This is a genomic window from Candidatus Nomurabacteria bacterium (assembly GCA_023898645.1).
Classification (GTDB): domain Bacteria; phylum Patescibacteriota; class Saccharimonadia; order Saccharimonadales; family Saccharimonadaceae; genus UBA2112.
Genome location: CP060232.1, coordinates 920,644 through 933,422, shown reverse-complemented (window position 1 = coordinate 933,422; position 12,779 = coordinate 920,644). Strand labels below are relative to the sequence as shown.

The 12,779-nt window shown below is 45.6% G+C and carries 15 protein-coding genes; 10 read left to right on the top strand and 5 right to left on the bottom strand.

Going from position 1 to position 12,779, the window contains the following annotated elements; genetic code table 11:
- Positions 1-72 precede the first annotated feature (72 nt).
- From H6797_04910 to H6797_04890, 5 genes are all read left to right on the top strand, one after another.
- Entirely contained in the window at positions 73-975 is a 903-nt protein-coding gene (locus tag H6797_04910; protein USN96387.1) for a hypothetical protein, read from the top strand.
- A 39-nt stretch (positions 976-1,014) separates the two neighbouring features.
- Entirely contained in the window at positions 1,015-1,839 is an 825-nt protein-coding gene (locus tag H6797_04905; protein ID USN96386.1) for a hypothetical protein, read from the top strand.
- 91 nt (positions 1,840-1,930) lie between these two features.
- Positions 1,931-2,236 carry a 50S ribosomal protein L21 gene (gene rplU / locus H6797_04900; protein ID USN96385.1) on the top strand — a complete coding sequence of 102 codons (306 nt, stop codon included), beginning with the start codon at positions 1,931-1,933 and terminating at the stop codon, positions 2,234-2,236.
- Between the two features lie 59 nt (positions 2,237-2,295).
- On the top strand, positions 2,296-3,084 hold the full coding sequence (locus H6797_04895; protein USN96384.1) for a ParA family protein: 789 nt from the start codon (positions 2,296-2,298) through the stop codon (positions 3,082-3,084).
- On the top strand, positions 3,081-3,959 hold the full coding sequence (locus H6797_04890; GenBank protein ID USN96383.1) for a ParB/RepB/Spo0J family partition protein: 879 nt from the start codon (positions 3,081-3,083) through the stop codon (positions 3,957-3,959). The genes H6797_04895 and H6797_04890 overlap by 4 nt, the downstream gene beginning before the upstream one ends.
- Before the next feature lie 10 nt (positions 3,960-3,969).
- On the opposite strand, the gene lepB is transcribed toward H6797_04890, so the two are convergent.
- Complete coding sequence (gene lepB / locus H6797_04885; GenBank protein ID USN96382.1) at positions 3,970-4,569, bottom strand: signal peptidase I; 600 nt, start codon at positions 4,567-4,569, stop codon at positions 3,970-3,972.
- Between the two features lie 89 nt (positions 4,570-4,658).
- On the opposite strand from lepB, the gene H6797_04880 reads away from it, so the two are divergent.
- From H6797_04880 to H6797_04870, 3 genes are read left to right on the top strand one after another with little or no spacing between them, the layout of a single operon-like run.
- Positions 4,659-6,344 (top strand): LCP family protein, encoded by a 1,686-nt coding sequence (locus H6797_04880; GenBank protein USN96381.1) that lies wholly within the window; start codon positions 4,659-4,661, stop codon positions 6,342-6,344.
- Positions 6,345-6,367: 23 nt separating this feature from the next.
- Entirely contained in the window at positions 6,368-7,165 is a 798-nt protein-coding gene (locus tag H6797_04875) for a hypothetical protein (GenBank protein ID USN96380.1), read from the top strand.
- Positions 7,166-7,199: 34 nt separating this feature from the next.
- Positions 7,200-8,393, top strand: coding sequence for a trypsin-like peptidase domain-containing protein (locus H6797_04870; protein USN96379.1), 1,194 nt, complete (start codon positions 7,200-7,202; stop codon positions 8,391-8,393).
- Here H6797_04870 and H6797_04865 read toward each other — a convergent pair.
- From H6797_04865 to H6797_04850, 4 genes are read right to left on the bottom strand one after another with little or no spacing between them, the layout of a single operon-like run.
- Positions 8,380-9,174: a peptide chain release factor N(5)-glutamine methyltransferase gene (locus H6797_04865; protein USN96378.1), complete on the bottom strand. Its 795-nt coding sequence runs from the start codon at positions 9,172-9,174 to the stop codon at positions 8,380-8,382. The genes H6797_04870 and H6797_04865 overlap by 14 nt on opposite strands.
- A gap of 22 nt (positions 9,175-9,196) precedes the next feature.
- Complete coding sequence (gene prfA / locus H6797_04860) at positions 9,197-10,267, bottom strand: peptide chain release factor 1 (protein USN96377.1); 1,071 nt, start codon at positions 10,265-10,267, stop codon at positions 9,197-9,199.
- Between the two features lie 52 nt (positions 10,268-10,319).
- Positions 10,320-10,655, bottom strand: coding sequence for a type B 50S ribosomal protein L31 (locus H6797_04855; GenBank protein ID USN96376.1), 336 nt, complete (start codon positions 10,653-10,655; stop codon positions 10,320-10,322).
- Positions 10,656-10,709: 54 nt separating this feature from the next.
- The gene (locus H6797_04850; GenBank protein USN96375.1) at positions 10,710-11,210 is read right to left on the bottom strand and encodes a low affinity iron permease family protein; all 501 of its coding nucleotides are present in this window, start codon (positions 11,208-11,210) and stop codon (positions 10,710-10,712) included.
- A gap of 178 nt (positions 11,211-11,388) precedes the next feature.
- Between H6797_04850 and rpsB the strand changes: the two genes are divergently transcribed.
- Positions 11,389-12,090: a 30S ribosomal protein S2 gene (gene rpsB / locus H6797_04845; protein ID USN96374.1), complete on the top strand. Its 702-nt coding sequence runs from the start codon at positions 11,389-11,391 to the stop codon at positions 12,088-12,090.
- Positions 12,090-12,686: an elongation factor Ts gene (tsf, locus tag H6797_04840; GenBank protein USN96373.1), complete on the top strand. Its 597-nt coding sequence runs from the start codon at positions 12,090-12,092 to the stop codon at positions 12,684-12,686. Before rpsB ends, tsf begins: the two co-directional genes overlap by 1 nt.
- Positions 12,687-12,779 lie beyond the last annotated feature (93 nt).

Here is a 12,779-nt window from a genome sequence, read left to right as displayed (position 1 = left end):
AAAGTGAGAGGTGTAACGCCTCTCGCTTTTTTATGTGTAAATGCTATACTTAAAATTAAGTAGTACACCAGTATGAAAAAAACAAAAAAATCGAAAAAAAGAGTCCCACTTCATCATCAGATGAAACACCATGTCAAAATGGCTGTTGTTCCCCACAAGGGGAATCAGTTTCGGCCGCACATGGTACGGTGGTATGGCTTGACCGTACTTTTGGTTGTCGTCACATTTTCATTATTTAGTTCTAACTTGTCTGCATCTGGGTCGATCTTGGGAGTAAAGGCCCCTATAACTCCCGTTGGGCTTTTGAATGATACAAACAATCAACGGCATCAATACAACGAGCCAGGGTTGTCGTATAGCACGACACTTTCGAAAGCGGCATTTTTGAAAGCTCAGAATATGTTCAATGAACAGTATTGGGCCCACGTTGCACCAGATGGTACGACGCCATGGCATTGGTTTGCCAAAGTGGGGTACAACTATGCATTTGCTGGTGAGAATTTGGCAAAGAATTTTGCTTCGGCAGACGCGGCAATTGCAGCCTGGATGGCGTCTCCTGAGCACCGGAGCAATATACTTAGTCAGAATTATACGGATGTTGGATTTGCGGTTGTCGACGGGCGCCTTGACGGGAAGGCTACAACGCTCATTGTGGCTCTATACGGCGAACCGGCCGATGCGCCGCAAGTGGCTGGAGCGGCGACGACCGGTAATACGAATGCGCCAATTCTTGGCGCTATAAGTCCCATGGCGAAGTTTGGTGTCGCATTGCAATCAATGAATTCTGCGGTCTTGAGCTCGTTTATGCTGTTGGTTTTTGTAGCTTTTGTAGCACTTGCATCTTATGCATATCGACGACAATTGCCGCGTCCTATTCGCCAATCATGGAGGTATCATCAGGGCTTGTATAAAGCTGCTAGTTTGACGCTCGTTGCAGTCGCACTCGTTACTTTGTATTCGGGGGGACAAATCTAGTACTGCATTCAAGTACGGAAGTCCTGTATACTGACACACATGAGTACAGTCACAAAAGCCATTATCCCCGTCGCAGGCTGGGGGACCCGACGCCTGCCAATTACTAAAGCAATCGAGAAGTGCATGCTGCCTATAGGCAATCGGCCAATTGTAGACTACGTGGTTCGTGATTGTATAAAAGCAGGCATAACAGAAATATTCTTCGTAGTAAACAAAGGAAGTCGACAAATACAGGACTACTATTCGAACAACGAGCGTTTGAACACTTTTTTGGAGTACAATCGCAAACAAGACCTTATAGAGTTGGCTCGACCTCCGCAAAACGTCACATTTCACTATGTGGAGCAAGACTCAAGCGACAAATATGGGACAGCAATACCGGTTGGTTTGGTGTATCCGCAGTTGAAGAAAGACGAATCTGTACTGTTTGTCATGGGTGATGCATTTTGCCATAATCCTGACGGTAGTTCGGAGTTTGCCCGGCTGCTCGCCGATACGCCAGAAGGCGGTGTGGGCTTGATGTCATCCGAGGTGCCCATGGATCAAGTTAGTCGCTATGGTGTGATAGATTTTGACGAAGACACCGGTGGATTCAGCGGCATCGTAGACTACCCACGACCAGATCAAGCGCCGAGCAATCAGATAAACCACGGCAATTATGTGCTGAATTATGAAGTCATGACGAGGGCGTATAATTACTCCCGGTTGGACGTATCGGGTGAATACTACCTAACTATGGTCATAAGCCAATACGTGCTTGATAAGGGAGTGGTGAATGTCGTGAAGGCGCAGGGTGAGTATTTGGACTGTGGTAATGTACATGGTTGGTTGCACGCAAATCAGCTTATTGTGAATCGGCAATAGAAAAACTACGCACTATAGCTCCTACTTGTAAAGAGGCGCCTTATCTGTTAAAATTGGTTAGATTGTATAAATTAACATACGAGGAAACAGTATGAAAGCAGTAATCAAGGTCGGCGGCAAGCAATATATTGTCACCGAAAAAGAGACCCTCCTGGTGGATCGCCTCCCGGATGGAACTAAAGAGCTCACACTTGATGCACTCCTAACCATTGACGGTGACAAGACCGAAGTGGGCACGCCATTAGTAAAGGGCGTAAAGGTAAGCGCGAAGGTGATTGAAGCTGAAGTTAAAGGCGACAAGATCCGTGTAATCCGCTACAAAGCGAAAAAGCGCGTTCACAAGGAAATGGGCCATCGCCAAAAGTATAGTAAAATCGAAGTAACTTCGATCAAATAACATCAAAAATCCCCGCTTAAGCGGGGATTTTTGTATACGCACATGCTATACTGGAACAAATGAGCGAGGGGTATAGCACTACTGTTATTGCGGTTACGAATCAGAAGGGCGGCGTCGGTAAGACGACGAGCTCTGTGAATATTGCGTACTACCTGGCAAAATCAGGTAACCGCGTACTACTTGTGGATCTTGACCCGCAAGGCAACGCTACTAGCGGACTAGGAATAGATAAAATTAATTTACAGGTCACGGTGGGCGAAGTATTGCTCGGAAATGCATCACTTGAGCAAGCGATACTGAAGACCGAGCATAAAAATTTGTCGCTTGCACCTACTACCGCGCATCTAGCGAATGTCGAAGTGGAGTTGGCTAGTTCGCAAAACAAGTTCACACGACTGAAGACTGCGCTCGCTACTGTTGCGGGTCAGTTCGATTACATTATCGTTGACAATCCACCAAGTCTCAGCTTACTTACGGTAAATGGACTAATCGCGGCAAAGTACATATTGCTGCCGGTGCAGGCGGAATTTTACGCTCTAGAGGGCCTTGGACAGCTTCTAGAGACTATGAAACTGGTTCGAAAGGGTATGAACCCCGGACTGGAGCTACTAGGAGTGCTTCCGACTATGATGGATTCACGCACAACATTAAGTAATCAAGTACACGCAGAGATTAAAAAGCATTTTGCCGACAAAGTGTTCACCACTACGATTCCACGAAATATTCGTTTAGCCGAAGCGCCGAGCCATGGCGTGCCCATTGGCGCATACGATCGTTGGAGCAAGGGCGCAAGGGCGTATAAGGCTGTCACCAAGGAAGTAATTGATCGCGTGGAGGCGAGGCAATGATTATGAAGAAGGGTCTCGGTAGGGGATTTGACTCACTTATTCCTACGGATTTGATAGATGAATCATTGGACCCAACGGCTGCGGTAGATGGTCAGTTGAGTCGCTTACGTGATATCAAGCTTGAAGATATCGTAGCTGATCCTGACCAGCCTCGTCGGACATTTGACGAGCAGGCATTAGAAGAAATGGCCCAGTCGATTAAAGAACATGGCATTATTCAGCCGATAGTCGTTATGCCGATTGAGGACGGAAAGTATGAGATCGTTGCTGGAGAGCGACGCTTTCGGGGCGCTGGTCGCGCAGGCTTGGAGACAGTACCCGCTATAGTGCGGACTATGAGTAATCAGCACAAGCTAGAGATCTCATTGATTGAGAATTTGCAGCGACGAGATCTTAATGTGCTTGAGACGGCTACGGCGTACTTAAAATTGCGTGATCAGTTTAACTTGTCGTTAGATGAAATTGGTCATCGTGTGGGTGGAAAGTCAGTCAGTGCAATTAGCAATACGTTACGTCTGTTGCGTTTGCCTGAAAGTGTGAAGAAGGCCCTGCGAGAGGGTAGCCTTACTGAAGGCCAGGCGCGTCCGCTTATTAATGCTGACCCTGAAATTATAGAAGCAATTTTGCCACAGATTTTGCGCGATGAGTGGAGCGCTCGAAAGATTGAACAATATGTAGTAGATTTAAAAAAGACAAAAAAGTCAGACAAACCTGATGACGTTACTGTGCACGGTCACGACGAAGCCATAGAAAGCCTGACGAAACGCTTTTCAACGAAGGTTCAAATACGTTCTAACACTCATGGCGCAGGGCAAATTGTCATAGCTTTTAAAGATGACGGCGACTTTGATCGAATAACAAAATTACTCAGATAGAGCAGCTGGACTAAAACGTCCTAACGGCGGTGAATGGGAAAATTCGTACGCTAACTGGTCCGATGACGTCGTATAGGGGTATGAAACCGAGTCCGTTTCTTGAATCGAACGAATAATTGCCCTGGCGATGGTCACCACTGACGAATAGGGTACCGTCTGGGACTATAACATCCGTGCTACCGCTTGTTGGACTTCCAGGCTCGCCGTGATTTGCGTCGTCAGGGTTAAATCCGTTTGGATGAGCGGAGTTATATACTGTATAGTGGCCATCTTTTAGGACGACATGTTCACCTGCGAAAGCTATGACACGCTTTACGATGTATTCATCCGGATTGCCGGCAGTGTATTGAGGATTCTTAAACACGATTATTTGGCCACGCTCTGGAGAATATTGCTTGTTTTGCAGTTGAGCCCATGTGACAGGTAAGCGGTCGACAATCAGACGGTCGCCTGTGTAAAGAGTTTTTTCCATGCTAGGGCCTTCAACGTTAAAACTACGAAAAACGAAGGTGTTGATGAGGATTGTACCTAGAATAACGGCCAAAACAAAAAATAATAGACTAGAAAAGTCTTTTATCCAGGGGTGTCTCTGACTAATTGTTTGGTTCATGCCTATCTACTATATATGAATTTTTTGGAATACTCCAGTCATAGAGCTATCCATAAGCGTCAAAGTTTTGTATGATAAACTAAGTATTTATGGCGAAACGTCAGACATCAATGGATGGTTTTGTGTCTCGCCGACCTGAGCGAAGGGTCGGTGGTATTATTAGCGGCGAAAAAAGCCCTCAGAGTCTTGAGGGGCAGCCGAAGGAGTCTGTTCACAAGGAGGAGGCTTCGAAAATTACCAGGAGTGGTATTAGTCGCGCGGAGATAGACGCCTCTCTGCGAGGTTTAGATGAAGAAGAGAAAAATCAGCAACCGGTTAAACGGAGGCACCGGCGGCAGGTAGGTCCGGCACAAAAATCTAATCGTGTGAAGTGGGTTAAGCGCTTCGCACTCGTCCTGCTTATACTGGCAGTGGGCATAGGTGCTTATGTCGGCTTCAAGACGATTGTTGCGAGCGGTAATGTATTTCAGGGAAGTGTCTTAGATCTCTTTAGAAACGAACCACTTAAACAAGATGCGAATGGGCGTAGTAATATTTTGATACTGGGTACGTCCGAAGACGATCCCGGTCATCAAGGCGGTAATTTAACTGACTCAATGATGATTTTGAGCATCAATCAAAACAAAAAGAACGCTTACATGGTAAGCATACCGCGAGATCTCTATGTGCAATATGATCGAGCTTGTGCGTCCGGTTATCGGGGTAAGATAAACGTCTATTATTCGTGTGTTCATGATGGCACCGGCGTTGCAGCAGATAGGAAAGCCTTAGGAGAGGCGGGTGCTTTCATAGGAAAAATATTCGGGTTAAATATTCAATATGGCGTTAATGTTAATTACACGGTCATGCGAGAACTCGTTAAGGCCGTTGGGGGCAAGATTACTGTCAATATTGAAGGCGATGGCGCAGTGCCATACGGCGTTAAGCCAGGTAGCATCATGGATAGTAATTTTGACTGGAAGTGTGGTGCGGGTAACTGGAGGGTTAGTTACGCGGAAAGATTAAGGCGCTGCCCGCCGCGTGGACACTTTATTGATTATCCCCCAGGACCAGCAGTTCTAGATGCTGAGCATGTACTTTATCTTGCGCAGGCACGTGGGGATGCGGCGCCAACGTGGGGGCTTGCTCAATCAAACTTTGATCGTGAAAATAACCAGCGGAAAATTATCGTTGCACTTCAGCAAAAGGCTCTCAGCGCAGGCGTGCTATCAGATTTCAGCAAGGTATCGGCTATTATTGACGCTCTCGGTAATAACCTCCGCACGACATTCCAGGCAAAAGAATTTAGAACACTTGTCTCGCTGGCGCAGGATATTAAGGGTAGCGACATTAAATCAATCAGTCTCAATGATCCTAATGACCTTATTATGACGACGGGTAATGTTGATGGTCAAAGTGTCGTTGAACCGTCGGCAGGCACTTATGATTACAGTCAGTTACAATCCTTTGTTCATCAAAAATTATCCTCTGACCCCATTATTCAAGAAGCGGCGGTAGTCTCTGTTTATAACGCCTCAGGTGTTGCTGGTATGGCCCAGACAGAGGCTGATAAATTGGAAGCGGACAAATTTACGATTGGTACGATAGGCAATGCACCGAGTGGAAATTATCCGCGTTACGCCTTATACCAAATCGGCTCGGGTAATAGCGCTACTGCCAATAAGCTTAAGCAACTTTACGGTGTTAAAATCACCAAGGGCGATCCTCCTGTTACTGTCGACTCGACAACAAAATTCGTACTTATAGTCGGCAAACAGCCAGCGTCTTCCAACTGATACATGCTATACTAAGAATACTTATGGAATTCCTGCGAATAGTCAGACGACGATCGTTTTTGAGTGAGGGGATATATATCCTTTTGAATGTTGGGCTTGCGGTAGCGGTGTTAATATCTGTTCTCGCTACCGGTACGCCGTGGCTGGCGCTTGCGCTGGTATTGCTGAGTAAATGGCGGGTACTTGCTGTTCGTCCGCGATATTGGTTCGCGCATGTTGAGGCAAATATGGTAGACATGATTGTTAGTGCGGGAACGGTCGTATTGATATATCTTGCGGGTCAGACAACAGATGGCAATGGACTGACTGTACAGATTAGCCTTGCTGTACTTTATAGTCTTTGGCTTCTTTTCTTAAAGCCACGCACTAAGGTGAACGATATCGCTATTCAGGCGGGTGTGGCAGTTGTTGTCGGTACCATGGCACTTGCAAGTGTTTCTTACGAGTGGCCCTCATCAGTCGTTGTTATCGCTATGTGGCTTATTGGTTATTCGTGTGCACGACACGTGCTTGTATCGCATTCAGAGAGCGACATTCGTTTTCTGAGTTTGCTCTGGGGATTTGTTTTTGCAGAGATAGGATGGTTAGTGTATCACTGGACTATAGCGTACCCTCTATTCTTTGCACCGCAAATTAAAGTGCCTCAGGCAACCCTACTTTTGACAGCACTGAGTTTTCTAGTAGAGAGGGCGTATCATTCGTACATAAAACATGAAACTATCAGACGTAACGATATTATGCTACCGCTTATTTTCACGGTGGTTTTATTGGCAGCTCTGTTGTTAACTCGTCTTAACCATGCGGCAATCGGAAGCGTTTAAGAGAAATATAAGTTAATCAAGGTAGAGTGGGAATATGGAAGTTAAGAACGAAAAACAGTCATCACAGGAAGCGGTGACGAGTTATAAAGCAGTTACTCGTAAGAAGGGATTTGGGGCTGGTAAGCAAAGTGTTGCTTTAATACTTTTGCTCGCAGCTTGTTTCACCGCCGGTTTGGGCGGCGGTTATGTTGGCTCGCAGTTCAATAGCTTTAGTACATTAGACCGCAGTACGGTGTCAGATGGTAACGCGATTGTCAGTAAGAATGAGAAAGACATATCGGCGGTTGCTAGTAAGGTCGGACCGAGCGTCGTCTCTATTATTACAAAGGGAGTAACGCAATCGTACCTCGGCACTCAAACCCAAGAGGGTGCTGGTAGCGGTATTATCATCAGTAAGGATGGTTATATTCTTACGAACAAGCATGTGATTTCCGGTAGTGATCAGCTTTCTGTCATTACAAGTGACGGTACCGTATATGACAAAGCGCACGTCGTTGGAACCGATCCGTTAAACGATCTTGCATTCATTAAATTGGATGGTGTAAGTAATTTAACGCCTGCAACACTAGGTGATTCCAGCTCCGTACGTATAGGACAGAATGTAGTAGCCATCGGTAATTCACTTGGCCAGTATCAAAATACCGTCACGAGTGGCATTATTTCGGGAACGGGGCGACCAGTTTCTGCTAGCGACGGTAGTTCTGTTGAGAATTTGACTGATTTGATACAAACCGATGCTGCTATTAATCCCGGCAATTCAGGTGGGCCGCTTGTAAATTTGAGCGGTCAGGTAGTAGGTGTTAATACTGCCGTTGCACAAAATGCTCAAAGTATAGGATTTTCAATTCCCATTAACTCAGCAAAGGGAATTATTAAAAATCTAGAGAAAACGGGCAAAATCGAACGTGGTTATCTGGGCGTAAACTACATTACTATCACACCAGAAGTGGCAAAACATTACAATTTGTCAGTGAAGAAGGGCGCATATGTCAATTCAGACAGCGGTCCGAGTGTTATTAGTGGTAGCCCGGCGGACAAGGCTGGTATCAAAGATAAGGATATTATCACGAAGGTTGGTGACATTGAAGTGGGTCAACAGGGTAGCTTAGGTAGTCTTATATCAGAATATGGTAGTGGTGAAACCGTTCCTCTTACGGTGCTTCGAAACGGCAAAACGTTAAGTTTGAACGTAACTCTCGAAACGTATCCAAGTTCTACGAACGACTAAATACTGTAATAAAATTCTCAGTATATTCGTGGTTTAGTTTCAGTGACTTAGCGTGATTTATAATTTCATCTTGTTGGCGCGGATCGGATTCTAGAAGGATATATCCGTTCGGTTTCAGTAGTAATGCTGCTTGGTCAAGTAGTCTATAAATGAGTGTTAGGCCACCGTTTCCGGCGTAGAGAGCTTCGGGCGGCTCTGCTTGGGTGTCCAGAGATACTTCCCAACCATGGTCGACATAGGGGAGGTTAGCGATAATAATATCAATTGGCATACCGAAGTCACCGAGAAGGTCGTTTTTTAAAGTACGGACATCTGCTTTGAGCAGCGCGGCGTTTTCTTTTGCTAAATTGAGCGCATGAATGCTATTGTCGATGATTACAACTTCTAGCTCCGGCCATTCAAGCTTAGTGGTAATCCCTAGGCAGCCCGTTCCGGTTCCAACATCTACGAGATGAATTTTTTTCCCTGATATCTGTGTAATATTACGTAGTACTTTGTCCTTAAGTAGGGTGATGATGGCCTCAGATTCAGGACGTGGCACTAGAGCGGCTGGTGTTGTCTTGAATTGTCTACCATAAAATTCCTTGTGGCCGGTTATATACGCGATTGGTGTATGATTACAGCGTAATTCCAATCGAGCGCTGGCAATTTCATTATGTTTATCACTTAACTTCATATCGCCGTGTGCGTGTAAGTATGTGCGGGGCTTGCGTATAGTATGAGCAAGAATGAGTTCGGCATCCAATCGGGCTGACGCTATGCCTGCTTGCTTGAGAAGCATTGTTGCTCCGTGAAGCCAACTGTTACATGTTGGTGTTTTTGGCAGCAAGTTCTCGTTCATAGGTTTGGAGGTGTTCAATTATGTCATCAATTTGGCCGTTCAAAGCGGCAGGAATGGCGCTACGACTATAGCCAATGCGATGGTCGGTGATACGATCCTGTGGAAAGTTGTACGTACGGATTTTTTCGCTACGATCACCAGTGCCGATAAGCCCGCGGCGTTCAGCGTCTAATTTGGCGTTTTCTTCATCGATTTTTTGTTGTAGCAGTCGACTGCGCAACACGCTCATTGCTTTATCTTTGTTTTTGAGCTGAGATTTTTCGTCTTGGTTCGTCACCACCATGCCAGATGGAATATGGGTGATACGTACGGCACTGTCGGTAGTGTTAACGGATTGGCCTCCGTGACCGCTGGCTCGGTAGATGTCAATTCTTAGGTCGCTTGGATTAATCTCGATATCGGCTTCTTCGGCTTCAGGCAATACGGCGACAGTGACGGTGCTAGTATGGATACGACCTTGTGATTCGGTGGCCGGGACGCGCTGTACGCGATGTACGCCGCTTTCGAACTTTAATTGCGCATATGGTGAAGCGCCTGTAATTTTAAAAATAACTTCTTTGTAGCCGCCTGTATCGTTAGCACTTTCGCTGATGAGTTCGGTTTTTAGACCATGAGCTTCGCAGTAACGAAGATACATGCGATATAACTCGGCTGCAAATAGACTAGCTTCGTCACCACCAGCACCGGCACGGATTTCTACGATTACGTTTTTATCGTCGTTGGGGTCGCGAGGGGCGAGCATGATAAAGAGCTCGTCTTCGAGTTTAGAAAGCTTTTCTTCGATGTCTGCCGCCTCAGTTTTAGCAAGTTCGGCAAGCTCATCGTTACCGCTGGCTAGTTCTTTTGCCTCAGTAAATTGCTGTTCTAAGGTGTCACGGAGAGAGACCATTTTTATGATGTTTTCGAGTTCAGTGAAGCGTTTATTTTTTGCCGTGAAGTCTGAGGCGCTATATGCGTCGGGGGATGCCAAAAATTCGCCAAGCTCTTTTTTCTCGGTGTTTAGGTCATTTATATTCAAATCAATTTTTGGCATATATTCTTATTGTAACAAAAAGAGACCTCTGTCTGAGGCCTCTTTTTGTACGCTATTTTTCAGCTGTTGAAGCGGCAGCTTTTTTGTCAGAGGCTGCTTTTGCTTTCTTGGCTTTATTCGCAAGCTGTTCCTTGCGTGCTTCAGCTGCGGCGGCGCGGGCCTTGAAGCGATCGACACGACCTTCGGTGTCGATAATTTTTTCTTCGCCAGTGAAGAATGGGTGAGAGGCACTTGAAATGTGTACCTTGATCAGAGGGTATTCGTTACCGTCTTCCCATTTTACGGTTTCGTCGCTGGCAGCGGTCGATTGGGTGAGGAAGGCAAAGTCTGCCGTGTCGTCTCTGAAAACGACCGGTCGGTACGTTGCCGGGTGTAGGTTACTCTTCATATCTGATGTATTGTAGCGCTTTTAGGGGTAAAAGTCAAAGGGTTGGTACACGAATTATTTTTTTACTAGTTCAGCGTCGTCAACGACGGTAACTGTCTGTGTGTGATGCAGCATACGTGAAGCGGCGCCGCGTAGGCTCATGCGTCGAGCGTTTTCTGCTTCAATCCTAGCGTGTAGTTTGTTGAGAGCACGGACAGTACCGGGGTTCTGTACGAGGAGTTTAAATTCTTTTTCCAGTTCTTCTAGGTCAGTGTCGCTTAAGTCTTCCAGGCCTACGTACGTAGTGCGAGCGCCTTTTGTTGCACGAATAAGTTCGTCTAACTTCAATTGCACCGCCTTGCTGTCACGATTTTGCGTATTTTGAATAAGGAAAACCATTAAGAACGTGATGATTGTTGTGCCGGTGTTTATGACTAATTGCCAGGTGTCGGAATAGTGAAAAATTGGACCGGTTAACGCCCAGATAATAACAATTGCGACTGCTCCCAAAAAAACGATGGCGCTACCTGTCCATACTGAAATTCTATTTGCTGCGATACGGAAAGTATTTTTCATAACGAGCTCAGTATAGCACTTATGGCAATATGTGTACCAGAGGGATTGATATGTATTTATCTATATATTGACGAAATTGACCACCTCTGTTAAGATTACTCAGTAATAGTTTTAATGACACAACCGTTAGCACGCTCCTGAAATATCAGGGCCAGCGGTGAGGAAAGAAGGAGTTTCAATGACTGTATCAGTCGATATTAAACAGCTGCTCGAAGCTGGTGTTCATTTTGGACACAAAACGAGCCGATGGCACCCAAAGATGGCGCCATATATTCATAGTAAGCGTCAGGATAGTCACATTATTGATTTGACTAAGACAGTAGCCGCGCTTGATGTTGCACTACCGTTTCTTACTGATGTAGTGGCAAGTGGCAAACAAGTTTTGTTTGTTGGTACAAAAAAGCAAGCAAAGGATGCCGTTAAAGCTGCTGCAGAAAAGACTGGTCAGCTATATGTCAACGAGCGTTGGATTGGCGGCATGCTAACAAACGTCAGTACCGTTAATCAGCAAGTCAAAAAACTGAAGGATCTTGAGCGACGAATGGAAAGCGGTGATCTAGAAAAGCGCTATAGCAAGTTGGAAGTTCAGCGTTTTGGTGAGGAGATTGAAGAGCTTAATCATAAATATAGTGGCATCAAAGACATGAACGGTCGCCCAGGCGCGATTGTTGTCGTTGATGTATTGACTGATCATAACGCAGTTAAAGAGGCGAATGTGCTTGGTATCCCAGTTGTAGGTATCGTCGATACTAATGCCGATCCAACACCAATCAGTTACGTTGTGCCAGGAAATGACGACGCAATAAAGGGCGTGCAGTTGTTACTCGATTATTTTAGTGCTGCTGTAGCTGAAGGTAAGACAAAGAAGGGGGAGGCATAATGGCCGTTACTATTGAAGACATAAAGAAGCTTAAAGAGTTGACTGGCATCGGTCTAACAGATGCCAAGGTGGCACTTGTCGAAGCTGACGGTAATTTCGAGAAGGCACTTGAGGCACTCCGCAAAAAAGGGTTGACTAAGGCTGAGAAAAAGGGCGATCGTGAGACGCGTGAAGGTATCATCGAAAGCTATGTTCACTCTGGACGCATCGGTGTAGTTGTGGAAGTAAACTGTGAAACAGACTTCGTAGCAAGGCTTCCTGAATTTAAGGAATTTGCACATCAGATGGCTATGCAGATTGCAGCTATGTCTCCTGTATATTCGACAATGGAGGACGTTCCTGCTGATGTTATGGAAGCTAAGAAGAAAGAATTGCTGGAAAGCGACTCACTAAAAAGCAAGCCTGCAGAAATGGCCGAGAAAATTGTTGAAGGCCAGTTGAAAAAACATTTCGCCGAACAAGTTTTAAACGAACAAGTTTTTGTACTTGATGATAGCAAGACAGTCGGTGAACGCATCAAAGAGCAAATTACAAAGGCCGGTGAAAACATTCGCGTGTCACAGTTCAAACGTATTGAACTTGGCGTTAACGAATAGAATTCACGAAAATAAAACCGCCCCACAAACTAGGGGCGTTTTTATTTTGTAATCAGAACGATTTAATTTACTAAAGCCAAATGCATAACTTTT